18 protein-coding genes and 4 tRNA genes are annotated in these 19,609 nt (G+C 39.7%); 8 read left to right on the forward strand and 14 right to left on the reverse strand.

Annotated features, from left to right (window positions below; genetic code table 11):
- Positions 1–186: 186 nt before the first annotated feature.
- The 14 genes from JL57_RS06075 to dnaA all read right to left on the reverse strand — a co-directional run bounded on the left by JL57_RS06075 (position 187) and on the right by dnaA (position 12,888).
- Positions 187–275, reverse strand: a tRNA-Ser gene (locus JL57_RS06075).
- 65 nt (positions 276–340) lie between these two features.
- Positions 341–787, reverse strand: a complete 447-nt coding sequence (gene tadA, locus JL57_RS06080; RefSeq protein WP_034141218.1) for a tRNA adenosine(34) deaminase TadA — start codon at positions 785–787, stop codon at positions 341–343.
- A 15-nt stretch (positions 788–802) separates the two neighbouring features.
- Positions 803–880 (reverse strand) — tRNA-Arg (locus JL57_RS06085).
- Between the two features lie 80 nt (positions 881–960).
- Positions 961–1,037: transfer RNA gene (locus tag JL57_RS06090), tRNA-Arg, on the reverse strand.
- 78 nt (positions 1,038–1,115) lie between these two features.
- Positions 1,116–1,205 (reverse strand) — tRNA-Ser (locus JL57_RS06095).
- 104 nt (positions 1,206–1,309) lie between these two features.
- Positions 1,310–2,575 carry a serine--tRNA ligase gene (gene serS, locus JL57_RS06100; protein WP_034141165.1) on the reverse strand — a complete coding sequence of 422 codons (1,266 nt, stop codon included), beginning with the start codon at positions 2,573–2,575 and terminating at the stop codon, positions 1,310–1,312.
- A gap of 30 nt (positions 2,576–2,605) precedes the next feature.
- The gene (gene pdxT, locus JL57_RS06105) at positions 2,606–3,193 is read right to left on the reverse strand and encodes a pyridoxal 5'-phosphate synthase glutaminase subunit PdxT (RefSeq protein ID WP_034141166.1); all 588 of its coding nucleotides are present in this window, start codon (positions 3,191–3,193) and stop codon (positions 2,606–2,608) included.
- 2 nt (positions 3,194–3,195) lie between these two features.
- Entirely contained in the window at positions 3,196–4,080 is an 885-nt protein-coding gene (pdxS, locus tag JL57_RS06110) for a pyridoxal 5'-phosphate synthase lyase subunit PdxS (protein ID WP_034141167.1), read from the reverse strand.
- Between the two features lie 192 nt (positions 4,081–4,272).
- Entirely contained in the window at positions 4,273–6,756 is a 2,484-nt protein-coding gene (gene gyrA, locus JL57_RS06115; RefSeq protein WP_034141168.1) for a DNA gyrase subunit A, read from the reverse strand.
- 14 nt (positions 6,757–6,770) lie between these two features.
- Positions 6,771–8,705, reverse strand: a complete 1,935-nt coding sequence (gene gyrB, locus JL57_RS06120; protein WP_034141169.1) for a DNA topoisomerase (ATP-hydrolyzing) subunit B — start codon at positions 8,703–8,705, stop codon at positions 6,771–6,773.
- A 95-nt stretch (positions 8,706–8,800) separates the two neighbouring features.
- Entirely contained in the window at positions 8,801–9,061 is a 261-nt protein-coding gene (gene remB, locus JL57_RS06125) for an extracellular matrix regulator RemB (protein WP_034141170.1), read from the reverse strand.
- On the reverse strand, positions 9,062–10,153 hold the full coding sequence (gene recF, locus JL57_RS06130; protein ID WP_034141171.1) for a DNA replication/repair protein RecF: 1,092 nt from the start codon (positions 10,151–10,153) through the stop codon (positions 9,062–9,064).
- 7 nt (positions 10,154–10,160) lie between these two features.
- Positions 10,161–11,264 (reverse strand): DNA polymerase III subunit beta, encoded by a 1,104-nt coding sequence (gene dnaN / locus JL57_RS06135; protein ID WP_034141172.1) that lies wholly within the window; start codon positions 11,262–11,264, stop codon positions 10,161–10,163.
- Positions 11,265–11,526: 262 nt separating this feature from the next.
- A complete protein-coding gene (gene dnaA / locus JL57_RS06140; RefSeq protein WP_034141173.1) occupies positions 11,527–12,888 on the reverse strand; it encodes a chromosomal replication initiator protein DnaA in 1,362 nt (453 codons plus the stop codon).
- Between the two features lie 356 nt (positions 12,889–13,244).
- Between dnaA and rpmH the strand changes: the two genes are divergently transcribed.
- From rpmH to rsmG, 8 genes are all read left to right on the forward strand, one after another.
- Positions 13,245–13,379, forward strand: coding sequence for a 50S ribosomal protein L34 (rpmH, locus tag JL57_RS33665; protein ID WP_007777819.1), 135 nt, complete (start codon positions 13,245–13,247; stop codon positions 13,377–13,379).
- A 128-nt stretch (positions 13,380–13,507) separates the two neighbouring features.
- On the forward strand, positions 13,508–13,855 hold the full coding sequence (gene rnpA, locus JL57_RS06145) for a ribonuclease P protein component (RefSeq protein ID WP_034141174.1): 348 nt from the start codon (positions 13,508–13,510) through the stop codon (positions 13,853–13,855).
- A complete protein-coding gene (gene yidD, locus JL57_RS33670) occupies positions 13,852–14,058 on the forward strand; it encodes a membrane protein insertion efficiency factor YidD (protein ID WP_291299762.1) in 207 nt (68 codons plus the stop codon). Before rnpA ends, yidD begins: the two co-directional genes overlap by 4 nt.
- Before the next feature lie 11 nt (positions 14,059–14,069).
- Positions 14,070–14,744 (forward strand): YidC/Oxa1 family membrane protein insertase, encoded by a 675-nt coding sequence (locus tag JL57_RS06150; protein ID WP_034141175.1) that lies wholly within the window; start codon positions 14,070–14,072, stop codon positions 14,742–14,744.
- Positions 14,745–14,773: 29 nt separating this feature from the next.
- On the forward strand, positions 14,774–15,400 hold the full coding sequence (gene jag, locus JL57_RS06155) for an RNA-binding cell elongation regulator Jag/EloR (RefSeq protein WP_034141176.1): 627 nt from the start codon (positions 14,774–14,776) through the stop codon (positions 15,398–15,400).
- Positions 15,401–15,536: 136 nt separating this feature from the next.
- Entirely contained in the window at positions 15,537–16,901 is a 1,365-nt protein-coding gene (gene mnmE / locus JL57_RS06160; RefSeq protein ID WP_034141177.1) for a tRNA uridine-5-carboxymethylaminomethyl(34) synthesis GTPase MnmE, read from the forward strand.
- 8 nt (positions 16,902–16,909) lie between these two features.
- Positions 16,910–18,814 carry a tRNA uridine-5-carboxymethylaminomethyl(34) synthesis enzyme MnmG gene (gene mnmG, locus JL57_RS06165; RefSeq protein ID WP_034141178.1) on the forward strand — a complete coding sequence of 635 codons (1,905 nt, stop codon included), beginning with the start codon at positions 16,910–16,912 and terminating at the stop codon, positions 18,812–18,814.
- Positions 18,815–18,817: 3 nt separating this feature from the next.
- Positions 18,818–19,537, forward strand: coding sequence for a 16S rRNA (guanine(527)-N(7))-methyltransferase RsmG (gene rsmG, locus JL57_RS06170; protein WP_034141179.1), 720 nt, complete (start codon positions 18,818–18,820; stop codon positions 19,535–19,537).
- The last annotated feature ends 72 nt before the right edge of the window (positions 19,538–19,609 follow it).

Genomic DNA, 19,609 nt, shown 5'->3' on the forward strand with positions numbered 1-19,609 from the left:
TGCTGTAAAAACAAATAATAAATAGAGGAAACACCATCTTTCAGCGGATGGTTTTTTTTTATTATGGCGACTAAATGGCGACTCCCGTCGGCTCCGTCGTCGCCTTTCTCATCCAAGCATCCTAAAACAATAAAAAGGGTCTTCTCATTTTATGTCGCGAAGACCCTTGATTTATTAAATATGTAATGGCGGAGAAGGTGGGATTCGAACCCACGTGCCCTTGCGGGCATCCGCATTTCGAGTGCGGCGCGTTACGGCCTCTTCGCTACTTCTCCATGTCTAATCTTGTCGGACGCGGCTCTTTAAAGGTGTCCATCAAGTATAAAATTAACGCTAAAAATCAGCGCAATCTTTTAAAAAATAACTTTAAAATGTCAGAGCACTCTTCTTCCAGAACCCCAGCAACGACATCGACTCTATGGTTCCACAGTGTATAGTCCAAAACATTCATTACTGAACCTGTAGCTCCACCTTTTAGATCCATCGCCCCATAGACAAGTTGCTTTATACGAGACTGTATAATAGCTCCTGCACACATCGGACAAGGCTCTAAGGTGACATAGAGGGTGGTATCCGTCAGTCGCCAACTTCCGAGTACCTTGGCTGCCCGTTGAATTGCTAAAACCTCAGCATGTGCTGTAGGATCGTTCTTCTGTTCTCTTTCATTGTGCGCTGAAGCGATCACTTGACCATTAAGAACAATAACCGCTCCGATAGGAGCTTCCCCTTGTTCAAAAGCCGTCTGAGCCTCTCTAAGTGCGACACGCATCCAATCTTGATGAATCATAGTTACCTCAATTTTTGGTGACCCTGGGAGGAATCGAACCTCCGCAAGACAGGGTTTAGGAAACCCCCGCTCTATCCCCTGAGCTACAAGGCCACAGTGATGATTAGAACAATTAAAAGAGAGCAAAAAGTACGATATTCGAACCTCGAACATCGTACTTCGAACATCGATTATGGTGCGTTCGGAGGGATTCGAACCCCCGACATTCAGATTCGAAGTCTGACGCTCTATCCAGCTGAACTACGAACGCATAATTGGAAACTATACGAAAAGCCTATAAGAAAAACATTCTCTCGAACTTCGTGCATCGAACATCGAACTTCGATATTGGCGGAGGGGGTGGGATTCGAACCCACGGACCCCTTGCGAAGTCACCGGTTTTCAAGACCGGGTCCTTAAACCGCTCGAACACCCCTCCAATTAAAACGGCCGAAGAAAAGCATAACACAAATGTCTTAGAATTTCAACTATCGTCAATTAGTATTATTTTCTATTTTGAGTTTCTTTTTGTCGAACAAACCTTTATCCGATATATTCCACACCCATATATGGCTGGAGGGCTTTAGGAACTCGTATCCTACCGTCTTGTTCTTGATAGTTTTCAATGATAGCTGCCACGGTACGTCCGATTGCCAATCCGCTGCCATTGAGCGTGTGGAGATACTCTGGTTTTTCCTTAGGTCCTCTCCTGAAACGAATGTTGGCTCGACGAGCTTGGAAATCTTCAAAGTTACTGCAAGAAGAAATTTCCCTATAGGTATTAAAGCTAGGCAGCCATACTTCCAAATCATAGGTCTTGGCAGAGGTAAACCCAAGATCTCCTGTAGCTAAGGCCATAACTCGGTAAGGAAGTTCCAATTCTTGAAGAATGCCTTCAGCATCTCTCGTCAGCGTTTCAAGTTCTTCATAAGAATTCTCTGGAAGGGTAAATTTAACAAGCTCTACTTTGTTAAATTGATGTTGCCGGATAAGACCCCTGGTGTCCCGACCTGCTGAACCTGCTTCAGAACGAAAGCAAGCACTATAGGCACAGTGACGAATTGGGAGTTGGTTACCATCTAATATTTCTTCACGATAAAGATTGGTGACAGGTACTTCAGCCGTAGGAATTAGGAAGTAATCTGTTCCCTCCACTTTGAAGGCGTCATCCTCAAATTTAGGAAGTTGACCCGTACCCGTCATAGAAGCACGATTTACCATGTAGGGTGGAAGTATCTCTGTATACCCATTAGCGATGTGGCGATCAAGCATCAACGATATAAGTGAACGTTCTAGCTTGGCACCTAACCCCTTACAATAGGTAAAGCGGGCCCCTGTAACTTTAGAAGCTCTGACGAAGTCGAAAATATCTAACTTTTCACCAATTTCATAATGTGGTTTTGGTTCAAAGTCAAAACCACGGGGGGTACCCCAAGAGCGAATTTGAACATTGTCTGCTTCATCTGCACCAATAGGAACGCTGGCATGAGGAATGTTAGGAATTTCATAGAGGACCTTTTCCATTTCTTGCACAATATCTGCCGATTTTTGTTCCAAGTCCCTGATTGTTTGACCAACTTCGCGCATTTCTAAAACGAGGCTTTCAGCGTCTCCCCCGCTTTTCTTAAGGCGTCCAACTTCTTCCGATACAGAATTACGACGGGCTTTCAAGGTTTCAATTTCAAAAAGAAGTTTACGTCTTTCTTCTTCTTGAATCAAAAAGTTGTCAAGGCTAATTGAAACATAGCGTTTTTGCAATGCTTCCTTAACCACATTGGGATTATTACGAACGAACTTAATATCCAACATACATAAATCCCTCCCATGCCAGAACACAAATTAATTGGCCCAATGTTCATCGATCATGTCCAAGAAGTATTGATGGACTCGTAGATCCGGGGTAAGTTCTGGATGAAATGCACTGGCTAATAAATTTCCTTGCCGTGCAAAGACTATCTTACCTTCAAATTCAGACAATATACCGACATTCGGAGCAACTTCACGAAGGTAAGGTGCTCTGATAAATACAGCACGCAATGGGTGGGGACCCATGGCAGGCACCAAAAGGTCTGTTTCAAAACTTGCCACTTGTCTACCGAAAGCATTGCGCTCTACGACTGTATCCATAAGATTCAATCGATACTGATCACTATCAACGATCGTTTTGCTGAGTAAAATCATACCTGCGCATGTACCAAAAATCGGAACATCTTTCGTGCCTAATTCTTTGATTCTTTCACCCATCTCATCAATCATTAGTAGTTTCCCAATCGTCGTGCTTTCTCCACCAGGAATTATCAGCCCATGAATTCCATTAAGATCGCTTGACTTACGCACCTCTACAACGTCACAACCTAAGTTTTCTAAGACCTGACGGTGCTCGCGGAAAGCGCCTTGCAGTGCCAAAACGCCTACACGCTTTTTCATTCTTACCAACCCCGTTCTTGCATACGCTGAGATTCTGTCAGTGTCGAAATTTCGATTCCGGACATAGGTTGTCCTAAATCTTTAGAAATTTGAGCGAGCATTTTAGGGTCGTTATAGTGAGTTGTTGCTAGAACAATTGCCTTAGCACGAGCTATTGGATCTCCTGATTTAAAAATTCCAGAGCCCACAAAAATTCCGTCAACCCCAAGTTGCATCATCAACGCGGCATCTGCTGGTGTAGCTATGCCTCCTGCTGCAAAATTTACAACGGGTAACTTTCCATGTTCAGCAACATACAAAACTAGATCATAGGGAGCACCCATGTTTTTAGCAGCTGTCATAAGCTCTTCTTTAGGCATTAAGGTTAAAGCCCTAATTTCGCTCATAACCGTACGCATATGTCGCACAGCTTCAACAACGTTACCTGTTCCAGGTTCCCCTTTAGTACGAATCATAGCCGCCCCTTCGCCGATTCGGCGCAATGCTTCCCCTAGATTACGGCAACCACATACAAAAGGCACTTTAAAGTCATGTTTGTTAATATGATAAGTATCATCGGCAGGTGTTAATACTTCAGACTCATCTATGTAATCAGCACCTAAAGCTTCTAAGATTCGGGCTTCTACAAAATGTCCGATCCGTGCTTTCGCCATAACGGGGATGGAAACTACAGCCATAATACCCTCAATGATAGAAGGGTCTGCCATCCGAGCAACTCCACCCTCAGCTCGTATATCCGAAGGCACACGCTCCAGTGCCATTACTGCGCATGCCCCAGCTTCTTCTGCAATTTTTGCCTGTTCGGGAGTAGTGACATCCATGATGACGCCACCTTTGAGCATTTCTGCAAGTCCGGTCTTTACTTTTAAAGATCCAATATCAGTCATTATAGTTCCTCCTCAAAATTTGTTCAGTTGACATAGTGTGTTTATACTCATCTGAAGTCTAGTTCAGTTAAGTTACCAGGGGGGCTAAAGTCCACATATCTTTTACTTATAATACCCTTTTTTAGGCCTCTGGACTCTGACTTCTGACTTCCGATTCCAGCAATGTTAACACCTAGCGCAAAATTTGTCAATTTAGTCCTCACCTAAGGTATCCTCAGTAAGATCATTATCTTCGATTTCTGCTTCATCTTTCATGACAACTTTGGCTATCGCAACCACACTACTTGCCCCCGTACGCATGGCCATTACCCCTTGAGCAGAACGGCCCTGTGTGGATATACTGGACACTTGAATTCGCAGCATGATGCCATTATTAGTGATGACCATCAGTTGGTCTTCCTCTTGAACAACCTTGATTCCAACCAATGTACCGGTTTTGGCATTTAATTTCATGACGATAATCCCTTTACCACCACGCCCTTGGATTCGGAATTCCTTAAGATTGGTGCGTTTAGCAAAGCCATTTTCACTCATGGTTAAGAGCTCACCTTCATCGCCAATCACATCCATGCCGACGACTGTGTCATTTTCTTCTAGCCTTATTCCTTTCACACCACGCGCTGTACGTCCCATATAGCGCACATCGGATTCAGGGAAACGTATGGCAATACCATTTTTTGTAGCTAGTAGAATATCATCTAACCCTTGGGTTAACTTAACACCAATCAGTTCATCCCCTTCGTCCAAGGTTAAAGCAATTAAACCGTCACGTCGGGATGAGTCATATTCTTTCAAGGCAGTCTTTTTCATAATCCCTTTTTTAGTCGCTGTTATCAAGAAAAAGTCAGGACTAAAATCCTTGATTGCCATAACTGCTGTGATCATTTCATGCTGACTCAAATTTAAGAGATTAATGACAGCAGTCCCCTTGGCTGTTCGACTGGCTTCAGGAATCTCATGCGCTTTCAGTCGATACACTTTACCTTGGGACGTAAAGACAAGAATATTGTGATGTGTCGTGGTGGTAAAGAGATGCTCTACAAAGTCTCTTTCTTTGGTTGCCATTCCGTGAACACCCTTACCTCCCCGGTGCTGGCTTTTATAAGTATTCAAGGGCAATCTCTTAATATAGCCATAATGGGTAACAGTAATAACCACGTCTTCTACTGCTATCAGATCTTCTATATCCATCTTACTAACATCAACGGTTATGCGCGTTCGACGTGCGTCTCCAAATTTATGATTAATATCGGTTAATTCAGCTTTTATAATGTTAATAACCATCTGCTCAGACGCTAGAACGGATTTCAGATAGGCAATAGTATTCATCAGTTCGTTATATTGGTTTTCTAATTTTTCACGTTCTAATCCTGTTAGTCGTTTTAATCTCATATCCACGATAGCCTGAGCTTGTCTCTCGCTCAAACCAAATTTCTGGCTGAGATTGATTCTGGCATTCGCTTCATCTGAGGAAGAACGGATGGTTTCAATAACCTCATCAATATTGTCTAGAGCAATCCTCAGCCCCTCAATAATATGCGCTTCTGCCTCTGCTTTATTGAGTTCGAATCGAGTTCTGCGAACGATAACTTCCTTTTGATGTTCAATAAAGTAACGAATCATATCTTTAAGAGTGAGAGTCCGCGGCTGTCCATTGACTAGAGCGAGCATATTAACGCCAAATGTATCTTCCATTTGTGTATGTTTATAAAGTTGATTTAAGATGACCTGTGGATTGACATCCCGCCTGAGCTCTATTACAATCCGCATCCCCGATCGGTCTGATTCATCTCGCAAATCTGTAATTCCATCGAGTTTTTTATCACGAACAAGATCCGCGATCTTCTCAATCATTCTTGCTTTATTAACCATAAAAGGGATTTCCGTGACAAGTATTCGCGTCTTTCCAGACTTCTCCATGCGTTCAATGGTGGCTTTTGCTCGTGTTTTGACAGACCCTCTTCCTGTCGTGTAGGCAGATCTTATCCCTTCATAACCCATGATCGTTCCACCCGTTGGAAAATCAGGGCCTTTGACATAATTCATCAGTTCGTCGATGGATAACTCGGGGTTATCTAACAAGGCCATCGTAGCTTCAACAACTTCTGATAAATTATGGGGAGGAATATTTGTTGCCATGCCAACCGCAATTCCTGATGACCCATTCACTAGTAAATTTGGGAATTTAGCAGGTAATACCGTGGGTTCCTCCTGTTTTTCATCGTAATTTGGAGTAAAATCAACGGTTTCTTTGTCAATATCTGCCAACATATAGGTCGCTATTTTTGCCATACGAAGTTCTGTATAACGCATAGCAGCAGCGGAATCTCCATCAATAGAGCCAAAATTTCCATGTCCGTCAATTAGTGGATAGCGACTTGCAAAATCTTGGTCCATCCTTACAACGGCATCATAAATTGAACTATCTCCGTGAGGATGAAATTTACCCATGCAATCCCCGACAAGGCGCGCAGACTTACTATAAGGCTTATTGGGAGTCAGCCCTAATTCGTGTAGGGTATATAATATTCTGCGATGTACCGGTTTAAGCCCGTCTCGGACATCGGGCAAAGCACGGCTCACGATAACACTCATCGAGTAGTCGATAAATGATTTTTGCATTTCATCCGCAATTTCCATGGGAAGGACTTTTCCTCCCAGTATTTCATCCGACATCAATGAGCACTCCTTTAAGTATCTAGATTACGTACATCTTTAGCATAACGATTTATGAAGTCACGGCGTGGTTCTACTTTATCTCCCATTAAGACCGTAAACATTTCTTCAGTTCTCATGGCATCTTCCATAGTCACTCGCAAAATCGTGCGTTTGGCAGGGTCCATGGTGGTTTCCCATAACTGTTCGGGATTCATTTCACCCAAGCCTTTATAACGCTGAATCTCGACTTTATCTCTCCCTATTTTCTCAAGAATCTTATTGAGTTCAATGTCAGAGTAGGCATATTGAAGATCTCTCCCTTTTTTTACCTTAAAGAGAGGGGGTTGGGCAATATAGATATAATTATTTTCAATCAGTGGTCTCATATAACGGTAGAAAAATGTTAATAAAAGGGTTCGAATATGGGCACCATCTACGTCAGCATCCGTCATAATAATCAATTTGTGATAGCGTGCTTTAGAAATATCAAATTCATCCGAAATACCAGTACCCATCGCTGTAATCATGGCTCTTATTTCAACATTTCCCAATATTTTATCCAGTCTTGCCTTTTCCACATTGATAATTTTCCCTCGTAAAGGCAAGATCGCCTGAAACCTGCGATCCCTTCCTTGTTTTGCAGAACCACCTGCACTATCTCCCTCGACAAGATACATCTCACATAGGTCTGGTTCCTTCCAAGAACAATCAGCTAGTTTTCCGGGCAGAGAAGTACCCTCTAGAGCACTCTTACGACGTGTTAATTCTCGTGCTTTACGAGCAGCATCCCGAGCTCGAGCTGCTTGAACAGATTTATCAATAAACTTTCTAGCAATAGATGGGTTTTCTTCTAAAAACGTGGATAACCCTTCACCAGTGGCAGAGTCCACAATCCCCCGAATCTCACTGTTGCCAAGTTTTGTTTTGGTTTGTCCTTCAAATTGAGGATCAGGGACTTTGACAGAAATAACAGCGGTTAGTCCTTCGCGAATATCATCTCCGGACAGATTTGAATCAGCTGCTTTAAGCATATTACTTTTACGAGCATAATCATTAATCACCCTTGTCAAAGCTGACTTGAAACCCGCCTCATGGGTTCCCCCTTCTTGAGTATTAATATTATTAGCATAGGAAAATAAATTTTCGGCATAACTATCATTATATTGAATACAAACTTCTACTTGTACATTATCCTTAGTCGTTTCAATAAAAATCGGCTGGGGATGTAAGCAATCTCTACTTTTATTTAAATATCTTACAAAATCTTGGATCCCACCGGTGTGTAAGAACGTTTCTTTAATATTTGTTCTCTCATCCGTTAAATTAATAGTCACACTTTTATTCAAAAAGGATAATTCCCTTAACCGATGTGCCAGAATATTAAAATCATAAACAGTTTCTTCAAAAATTTCTGGGTCGGGGATAAAGGTTATCTTAGTACCCGTGTTCTCTGTTTGTCCAATGTTAGCCAATAGAGTCGTCGGTTTTCCTTGGGCATATTCTTGCTGAAAAACATGTCCCCCTTTAGAGACCTCAACGATTAACCACTTTGATAAGGCATTGACTACACTCAGACCAACACCATGAAGTCCACCGGATACCTTATAAGCACTTTCGCTTCCCCCAAATTTTCCTCCGGCATGCAATACCGTCAAAGCAACTTCTACAGCCGGTTTCCCTGTTTTAGTATGAATATCAACAGGAATCCCTCGTCCATTATCGACCACTGTAATACTGTTGTTTTCATGAATCATAACATCAATCTTATTGCAGAAACCGGCTAATGCCTCATCAATACTATTATCGACTATTTCATATACGAGATGATGAAGTCCACGGGTACTTGTGGAGCCAATATACATACCAGGGCGTTTACGTACGGCTTCAAGTCCTTCTAGAACCTCTATTTGCCCTGCATTATAATTATCATCCCTATTCTGAACTTGTACATCATTATTTTCTTGCAAAGCCTTTTCCTCCCAAAAAATACCTTCAACCTTTTTATTGTACACCATATATTTAACTGATTCAATTTAATGTAACTAATAATTGGAAAATTGCTCTAATTATAATCATTAACTTTATCATCAAATGAACGTTTAAATAATGTTGTAGAAGAAATAGGTGAGAAAAATAGTTCATTCCTTGTAACAATTAGGGTTTTTTCATTTCCTGGTTCACAAATATAGTTTAAATTTTTATCTTTATTGAGTTTACTAATAAAATCTTGGTTTGTTTGCCCTTTCTTTGTTGTATCTAAGTCAATCATTGCAACTATCTTATCTTTTTTAATAAGAATATTTCCTCCAAGATGTAAATACATCTAAGGCTCCCTCCTTATACGTCCCTTTTCCACACGATACATCTCACCTAACTGGTGAGTTTCAGCACTTGTCATAGTTATTATCGTTTGAATCCGTGATGACTCAATGAATTTTATTAAGTATTCTCTCCTAAAACGGTCTAATTCAGACAATACATCATCTAGAAGAAGAAGAGGATACCCCCCTTTTTCCTGATTTATAATCTCTAATTCAGCTAGCTTTAGACTTAAGACGATCGATCGCTGTTGTCCTTGTGAAGCAAATAGACGTGCAGGTTTATCATTTAAAAGAATTTGAAGGTCATCGCGGTGTGTCCCTACTAATACCATTTGGCGCTCTATTTCTTGATCCAATTTATCATGAAGTATTTTTGGATATTCAGAAATAGCTTCGCTAATATTTTTTTTACCCAAAGCAAGATAAAAAACCTGCATTTTTTCTTGTTCAGACGTTAAATTAGCATAAATTGAGTCTGCTGCAGCTTGCAATCGTTCGGTCATGTCTGCCCGATTAAGAATTATTTTTTTACCTAACTCAATTATTTGCTCATTCCAAAGTTGCAACTGTGAATATTTATGAGATTTTTCTAAATATGTTTTTAGAAGCGCGCTTTTTTGTTGAATAACCTTGTTATAAGCATTAAGAATGCTTACGTGTCCTGGACGCATTTGGGCAATATGTAAGTCTAAAAACCTTCTTCTTTCGGAAGGCCCTCCTTTGATCATTATAAGGTCATCCGGAGAAAAGAAAACTACATTAATGGTACCCACAAAATCTGATAAGCGCTGACAGGGCACTTTGTTAATCTTGATCATTTTCTTTTTATTTCTATAATGACTTTCTAAAGAGATTCTGTGATCTTTGGAAACGAAGTCTCCGTACAGATGAAACTCACTTTGTTCCCAGCGCAATAGGTCTTGTTCCCTTTGTACTCTATATGACTTTCCTGTCAGGAGATAATAAATTCCTTCAACAATATTCGTTTTACCTTGACCATTATCACCTATCAAAATATTAGTACCAGGCATAAACTTTACGTTCTCATCAATATAATTACGAAAATTTTGGAGATGAAAGTTCTTAATTATCATAATTCAATTATGACGTCCTGATCGGCAATACAAGATATATATAATTACTATTGTCTATAGGTCTGATTACTCCTGGACTAAATGGCCCTGATAATTCAAATAAAATTTGATCACTATCAATTACTTTTAGCGCATCAATAAGAAATTTTGCATTAAAGGCAATTGTTACATCTTTACCTTCCATCTCAACGTCGATCTGCTCTGAAATTTTACCCAATTCAGACGTTTGATCTATTTTTAATTCATTATTTTCCACGCTAATTCTAATGATATTTGCTCCGCTTTTATCACGGGTAAGTACTGAGGCACGTTCTACTGCTTCTAAAAGTTTTTTTACACTTAAAATGACTTTTGTTTCACAGCTCTGGGGAATAACTTGTTTGTAGTTTGGAAATTGTCCCTCAATAAGTCGGGATATCAAATATATAGATCCAAATTGAAATACAACTTGATTATTACCATAGCTAATGGTTAAATTTTCATCTTCATCTCTCAATAGGCGATATATTTCGGTTAGTGTTTTTGCTGGAATAATTCCACTAAAACGTGATTCTTCTGTATTAGATATTTCAGAAATACTATACGCTAAGCGGTGTGTATCCGTTGCTACTAATCGAATATTTGTACCTTCAATTTGTAGAAGAGTACCCGTGAATACTGGTCGATTTTCTTCAGTAGAACACGAAAATACAGTCTGTCTAATCATATTTTTGAAAATTACGGTTGGTAAAGAAAAGGTAATCGGATCCATAAGGTCTGGCAACAAGGGGAATTCTTCTGGATCATAGCCATTTAGGACAATTTCGGACTCGTAATAACAAATGGTGATTGATTTATCCTTTTCTTCTAAAGTTATAGTTGTGTCAGGTAGTTTACGAACAATCTCGGAGAAGAGTTTTGCTGGAACTACCATTGTTCCTTCTTCTGTAACATTTGAGGTTACTTCACATCGAATCCCCATTTCAAGATCAGTTGCTGCAAATTGTAAAGACTGTTGTTCGGTTGTCATCAAAATTCCTTGAAGGACTGGTAGTGTGTTCTTACTTGATATAGCCTTTTGAACAGCATTTACACCTGAAAGCAAGGCATCTTTGGAACAGAAGATTTTCATATCTATCGAATCCTCCTATAAATTTTTCTTACATGTTCTAAACAGAGGTTATTAATAATAGGATAATAAGTAGTCGTTATAGTAGTATTACTTGTCAACATGTGGATAAGTATACGTATAGCGCTAATTTACTGCTAAAATGTATGTTGAAAAAGGTGTGGACAAACGGATTGAGGTTATCCACATGTCCACAAATAGAACTGTAAAATTTAGTTTTCAAGTATTTATAGACAAGTTATTAACATATCCTTTAATCCTACGTTTACTCAGATTGAATTCGTTGAATCATCTCATTTACTTTTTTTTCGAGTAAGGGATCATTAAGGATAGCTTGTGTAATTTTATCATGAGCATGCATTACGGTCGTATGATCCCTCCCACCGAACTCTTCCCCAATTTTCGGTAAAGAAGAATCAGTAAGTTGACGAGAAAGGTACATGGCGATTTGTCGGGGAAAGGCTACTTCGCGGGTTCTTTTTTTAGCTTTAAACTCATGAGGAGACATATGGAAATATCCTGCTACGGATTGTTGAATAATTTCAATTGTAATTTGCTTGGTGTTATTGGCGGGAATAATATCCTTTAATGCCTCTACTGCGACTTCAGTCGTTATAGGGAATGAACTAAGAGAAGCAAAAGCCATTACCCTTATAAGTGCACCTTCGAGTTCACGAATGTTGGAATGAATTTTATCAGCAATGTAGACCATAACTTCGTTCGGAACCTGTAGATTCTCTAATTTAGCTTTTTTCCTAAGGATTGCTATTCGGGTCTCCAAATCAGGTGCTTGAATATCTGTGATAAGGCCCCATTCAAAACGCGAGCGTAAGCGATCTTCTAAAGTGGGAATTTCTTTAGGTGGACGATCTGAAGAAATAATAATTTGCTTATTGGCTTCATGAAGTGCATTAAACGTATGAAAAAACTCTTCTTGAGTTCGTTCTTTGCCTGCTAAAAATTGAATATCATCGATCAGCAGAATATCTACGTTACGGTAATGATTACGAAATTCAATAGAGTTTTCGTCTCTAATCGAGTCAATCAATTCATTTGTGAATTTTTCACTGGAAACATAAAGAACCTTTGTATTGGGGGATCGTTGTAGAACATGATGCCCAATTGCATGCATAAGATGGGTTTTTCCTAAACCAACCCCTCCATATATAAATAGAGGATTGTAGGACTTAGCGGGTGATTCTGCAACAGCTAAAGAAGCAGCATGGGCAAAACGGTTGCTGTTACCGATAACAAATGTTTCAAAAATGTATTTTGAATTAAGGGAATTAGGCAGAGGATCGCTAGGCTTAGGGATAACAAAGGAATCCTGTTTAGGGACTACTTTGTCTTCGGCATAAGAAACTTCAGGAGAAGGAATAATGAAACGGAGACTAACTGAATGGCCTAAGACTGATTGAACTGAAGATCGAATCAAGGATGCATAACGGCTTTCCAGCCAGTCCTTAGCAAAGTCATTAGGAACACTAATGATTAGCGTATCGCCCTCGATATGAAGAAGCCTTGTGGAGCTTAACCATGTTTCAAAGCTCGGCTTGGATAGTTCATTTTTCAGTTTTGCTAAAGTTTCCTGCCACAATAATTGGGGCGACACAGGTTGTGGTGGCATGGACGGACCTCCCTTGTCTAAAATTGTAGGAATGATGACAATAAAAAAGTTATACACAAACTTATACACATTTGTGGATAACTTAAATAAATTACGTGTTGTGAATAACTATTACACGATTTATTGTTGTCGTAAGGGGCTGTGCAAATATAATATCAAGTTTTCACGGGGTTATCAACAGGTAGATAGTCAGTTTCAAAAAATTATTCACAGTGGATAACTTTTAAACTTGAGGTTATCCACATCTTAACAAAGTCCTTTGCTTGACAGATTAAATTTTTTTAGAGTATAATCTCTAAGTAAGTTTGATTACATGGGATGTTTTTCTGGTTTGAAATAAAGGAGGTGTCGTTAAATTGAAGAGAACTTATCAACCGAAGAATAGGCGTCATAAACGCGTTCACGGTTTTTTGAGTAGAATGAGTACGCCAACGGGGCGAAATGTAATAAAGCGCCGTCGTTTAAAAGGTCGGAAAAAATTATCAGTTTAAGGCCGCAATTATGTGGCCTTTTTTTAAATAAATTTTTCTGACAAGCATTAATATTTTTCTAAAACGTTTAAATCAAAGCAATAAGAGTTAGAATAGAGATTGAAAGGTATGTAAGCTTTGGAGGAGTTATGTTACAAAGAAAGTTCCGCTTACGCCGTAAATCGAGCTTTAAAACTATCTTTAAAGAAGGTAGAAATTACTCGGTAAAATATGTAGCAATGTACCTTATTAAAGGTCCTAAACGGTTTGGTTTTATTGCCTCCAAGAAAGTTGGAAATTCTGTTCAAAGAAATAGGGCCAGAAGACTGATGCGAGAAGTTATCCGGCTTCATATTTCGGAAATCAGAAATGATATACAAATAATTTTTATTGCGAGGGCGAGAATCAAAGGAGTTTCCTTCATCGAAGTAGAAAGATATATGATGAATATGCTTAAAAATGCTAATACACTAATTAAAGTGAGTAAACTTGAATGAAGATAATCTTAGTTGGATTGATTCGTCTATATCAGATAGTTATTTCGCCTATAAAAGGGCAAACATGTCGCTTTTATCCCAGTTGTTCAGAATATTCTATTCAAGCGTTACGAAAATATGGGCTTATTAAAGGACTTTGGAAATCAATTAAACGGATCTTTAAGTGTCATCCGTTTCACCCTGGTGGGCATGACCCAGTTTAAGGAGGGCTTTTGTGAGTATTATTGTTGAATGGATGACTTATTTACTAAATATACTTTATAACTTATCTGCTTCTATCGGTCTTCCTAATTATGGTGTGGCGATTATTCTCTTAACTATTTTAATTAAAACTTTGATTTTCCCATTAACTTATAAACAAATGGCTTCAATGCGAAAGACTGTTGATTTACAACCTAAGATTAAGGCAATTCAAGCAAAACATAAAAATGATAAAGAAAAAGCTAATCTAGCCGTTATGGAGTTATATAAAGAACATAAGGTAAACCCTTTAGGTGGTTGTCTGCCTATACTTGTTCAATTACCAATTTTCTGGGCATTGTATAGTACATTACTTAATTTTCCTTACGATCCAGCAAATGCTGCAGCCCATTGGTTTCTAGGCTTTGATTTAATTAAAACTTACGGATTTGCACCTTCATATCATTTAGTTTTACCGATTTTCGCCGCTGCTACGACCTATTTGCAGACAAAATTAACGAGTCCTAATGCAACTACGGATCCTACCCAGAAGACTATGCTTTATATGATGCCAATATTTTTCGCTTACATTAGTGCTACAGTCCCAGCGGGATTGGCCTTATATTGGGTAACTATGAACGTTGTTTCGATTTTCCAACAGCTTTTTATAAATAAGCGATTGTCTAGTCAAACAAAAAAAGCAATATAGGAACGTGGAAGGCGTGAGGAGGATCGTTCATGAGGATTGCAGAGAAAACCGGGAAAACGGTTGAAGAGGCGATTTGCGCTGGTGTTATGGAGTTAGCTGTAGATCGTGATCGTGTTAAAGTTGAAGTATTAGAAGAACCCGTTAAAAAAGGCTTATTTGGGCTATTTGGGACCACTCTAGCAAGAGTAAGAGTTTTTTATGAAGATAATCCTGGAGCATTGGCTATTGAATTCATTGAAAAAATCTGTCAATCAATACAGGTTAAGGCAGATACTCAGGTCAGTAATACCGGCGAACATTGGCATATTAATATTACGGGGCCTGAGCTTGGAATTTTGATCGGTCGACGCGGGGATACATTAGATGCTCTTCAGTATTTAACGAATTTAGCTGTGGCCAAGAGATTATCAGAAAGAGTTCGAATTATTGTTGATGTGGAAGGGTATAGACAACGCCGAGAAGAAACACTCATCCGTCTAGCAAAAAGATTATCTGAAAAGGTTAAGAGGAATGGAACGAGAATTGTTTTAGAGCCAATGAATGCTCATGAACGGCGCATAATTCACACTTCCTTACAGGATGAAACCAGAATATCTACATTTAGTGAAGGTGATGATCCAAATCGTCGTGTTGTCATAGCACTTAAAAGAGGATAGAGGGGGAATAACCCCCTCTTTTTTGTACAGTCAGACTCCCCCATATAATTTCTATCTCATTAGATAGTTGGTATGTGATGTTGTTTACTTGAAAAGAATAAAGAATAGCAATTTTTATTATTGGAGATGAGTTGTTTTGCTAGATACTATCGTTGCTATGGCAACGGCCATAGGTGATGCAAGTATTCATATCATTCGGATGAGTGGCCCTAAAGCGACCGAGATTATTGAAGAATGCTTTGAACCACGCAATAAAGAACGTTGGTTACGCGGAGAAAAGTTTACTTTAAATCGGGGTTTTTTTAGTGATAACAATCGGGTTTTAGACGAAGTACTTGTTGGGAGAATGTTGGCCCCCTCCTCCTACACAGGAGAAGATGTTTATGAAGTTAATTGTCACGGTGGCTTATTTATTGCCCAGCGAATTCTACAAGCTATTCTCCGACATGGTGCCCAATTAGCGGAGCCTGGTGAGTTCTCTAAACGAGCTTTTTTACATGGAAAGCTTGACTTAGTTCAAGCGGAGGCAGTCATTGATTTAATAAGTTCCCGCACTGAGACATCTGCGAATTTGGCTCTATCTCAATTGAGTGGAGGACTTTCAGAGACAATTTTAGCATTACGTGAAGAGATTTTAGAAATCCTCGCCTTTATCGAAGCGGGTATTGATTTTCCTGAAGATGATGTTGAAAGCTTAGATCGGGAGTCTCTTGAATCAATGATTAACAAAGCTCATGCAGATATAAAACTTCTTTTAGAAGGAAGTAAAACAGGTAAGATCTTAAGAGATGGGTTAATTACTGTTATTGTAGGACAGCCTAATGTTGGTAAATCTAGTTTGTTAAATGCACTTTTACATGAGGAACGAGCTATTGTGACAGATATCCCTGGTACAACCCGTGATGAGATCCGAGAATCTGTTAGTGTTGGTGGAATTCTATTACAATTGGTTGATACCGCTGGTATTTGCGAGAGTGATGATCTGGTGGAGCGTCTTGGCATAGAGAGAACTTGGAAGGCCTTAAAAACTGCTGAATTAATTCTATTAGTGGTACAGGCTAATTTGCCACTGACTGAGGTAGAACGACATATACTTGATAGTTACTCTGATAAGGTGATTGTACTTGTCAATAAAATTGATTTACTAGAACAAGGTCAAACTAATATTTGGAGCAACGAGAAAGGTATTTGGATTCCAATTTCTGTTCTACAACTACAGGGTTTTGATGAGCTTGAAAAGGAAATTCGTAAACGAGTCTACCAGGGTGAGGCTATCGGAACCAATGAGCCATTTCTCTCCAATGTACGGCAGATTACGTCTCTAGAACGGTGTGACAATGCTTTATCACAATCATTAAAAAGTTTACAGCAAGGAATGCCTTGGGATATACTTTCAATTGATATACGCCAAGCTTTACAATATGCTTCCGAAATTACGGGACATAATGTGCAAGAATCGCTTCTCGAAGATATTTTTTCTCGATTTTGTATCGGAAAGTAGGTCAAACATTGGAATATTTTGCTGGAAAGTATGATGTTATAGTAGTTGGCGCAGGACATGCAGGTTGTGAGGCAGCACTTGCTTCGGCTAGACTTGGATCTGAAACACTCCTGCTGACTTTACATCTGGATACGATCGCCCATATGCCTTGTAATCCATCCCTTGGAGGCCCAGCTAAAGGACACTTAGTGAGGGAGATTGATGCTCTTGGTGGTCAAATGGGCATAGTTGCTGATGAGACTTCCTTACAAGTTAAAATGCTTAACACTGGGAAAGGCCCTGCCGTGCATGCCTTACGTATTCAATCCGATAAACAGGCGTATCATAGTCGGATGCGAAATATCCTTTTGTCACAACCCAGACTTACCATAATTCAGGCGTTGGTTGAAACTATTGTTGTTGAACAAAACTCAATTGTTGGAGTTGTGACTCGAACTGGAGCTCGATTTGAATCTGCCAGCGTTGTATTAACAAGTGGCACATATTTAAGAGGACGAATTATCATCGGTGCTGCTATGCACCAAGGCGGACCGAATGGACAGATGCCTGCCATGTCTCTTTCAGATTCACTTAGAGAGTGTGGAATTGAACTGGGTAGGTTTAAGACAGGTACACCCCCTCGGATTCATCGCCAGTTTGTTGATTATACAAAGTTTCGCATTCAACCAGGGGATGATACCCCTTGGCGCTTTTCCTTTATGCCTACAGAGAGTCAGTTTTGGCATCAAGACCCTTCAAAGCAAGTATCCTGTTGGTTAGGATATACTGGAACCCAAACCCATGAGATTATTCGCAACAATCTTTATCGTGCACCTATGTATTCTGGAAAGATTGAAGGTATTGGTCCCCGTTATTGTCCATCAATTGAGGACAAAGTCGTTCGTTTTGCTCAACGTGATGCTCATCAAATATTCTTAGAACCCGAGGGCTGGCAAAGTGACGAGCTTTATATGGCTGGATTATCAACCAGTATGCCTGAGGAAGTTCAGGTTCAAATATTACAGAGTATACCCGGATTGGAAAATGTCCGTATGCTACGGCCTGGATATGCAATTGAGTATGATTACGTTTTACCCCATCAACTTTCTCTTGGTTTAGAGGTGCGCCAGATATCAGGGTTATTTACTGCAGGGCAATTAAATGGAACATCAGGCTATGAGGAGGCTGCAGCACAAGGATTAATTGCTGGAATTAATGCTGCACTTCGATCTTTAGGTAAAGAGCCGTTTACTTTGCGTCGATCAGATGCTTATCTCGGTGTCTTAATTGATGATTTAGTGACAAAAGGAGTGAAGGAACCCTATCGTCTTTTAACGTCACGAGCGGAATATAGGCTTGTTCTGCGTCAGGATAATGCTGATCTAAGGTTAACAGAAATTGGAAGATCGATAGGATTAGTTGATGATGAGCGCTGGAAGCGTTTTCAGGATAAGAAGAAGAATTACGAACATGTGAAAGAGCTCTTGAAATCAACGGTTTTTTCCCCTCTGCGAGAAGACTTGCAGCAAGTAATGGCTGAAGCTAAATCAACTCCGACGAGGGGCGGAATTAGTGCTCAAGATTTAATTCGAAGACCAGAAATTACCTTTTCCCATTTAGAAAGGCTTATTCCTGAGTTAAAGGCTTTTGATCAGGAAGTGTTAGAAGAGGTAGAGACGGAAACAAAATATTCGGGGTATATTGAAAAGCAGTGGGCTGATATCGAGAAATTTTCGAAGCTTGAAGAACGCTCACTTCCATTAGGCCTTGCTTATGGGGAGATCCGCGGATTATCAACTGAAGGTAGACAAAGGCTTTTAGAAGTCCACCCTCAAAACTTAGGGCAGGCTTCTAGAATTACGGGTGTTAGTCCAGCTGATATTTCTGTCTTACTCGTTTTTTTAGAACAACGACGTAGGGGAGGTAACAACTAACGGATGTTTGATGAGCATGCGTCTTTAATTAAAGGGTTAACCTATGAGCATATTGGGTTAAAATTAACAGAAGTGCAGTTGACTCAACTCTGTAGATTCGGTGACCTTCTACTTGAATGGAACGAGCAACTCAATTTAACGAGAATTATTGAACCTAAAGAAGTCATTTTAAAGCATTTTATAGATTCTATGGTTCTTTCAAAATTTATTGAAGGTAAATCCTTTGCGGATTTAGGAACTGGAGCTGGGTTTCCTGGTATTCCGCTTAAGATCCTACGCCCTGATTTAAAGGTTGTTTTATTGGATTCTTTGAAAAAACGATTAGACTTTCTCGACATTGTCATCGAGGAGTTAGCTTTACAGGGTATTAAAACTGTTCATGCTCGAATAGAAGATTTCGGCAGAGACGGTCGATTCCGAGGCTCCTTCGATACTGTTAGCTCTCGTGCGGTGGCTCGTCTTCCAGTCTTGCTAGAATATGCCCTTCCTGTTCTGAAGGTGAATGGACTCTTTCTAGCTCCAAAGGGATTACAGGCAGAGGAAGAATTGGCTGAATCTCAAAAGGCCCTAAGTGTTGTAGGTGGTAAATTTGAGGATATTATACATTTTAACTTTGGAGAGGGTGTTGAACATAGGGCTGTCATTCTGATTCGCAAGATTCAGCAAACCGCTTCAATTTATCCCCGCCAGGCTGGTACACCTGCAAAAAAACCTATTAAATGAAATTAATTGTTTAAATAGGGCGTTACTTGAGAAAGTGAGGCTCTTTTTTATACAAAATAGTAAAGGATATCT

It is taken from the genome of Desulfosporosinus sp. BICA1-9 (assembly GCF_000802135.1).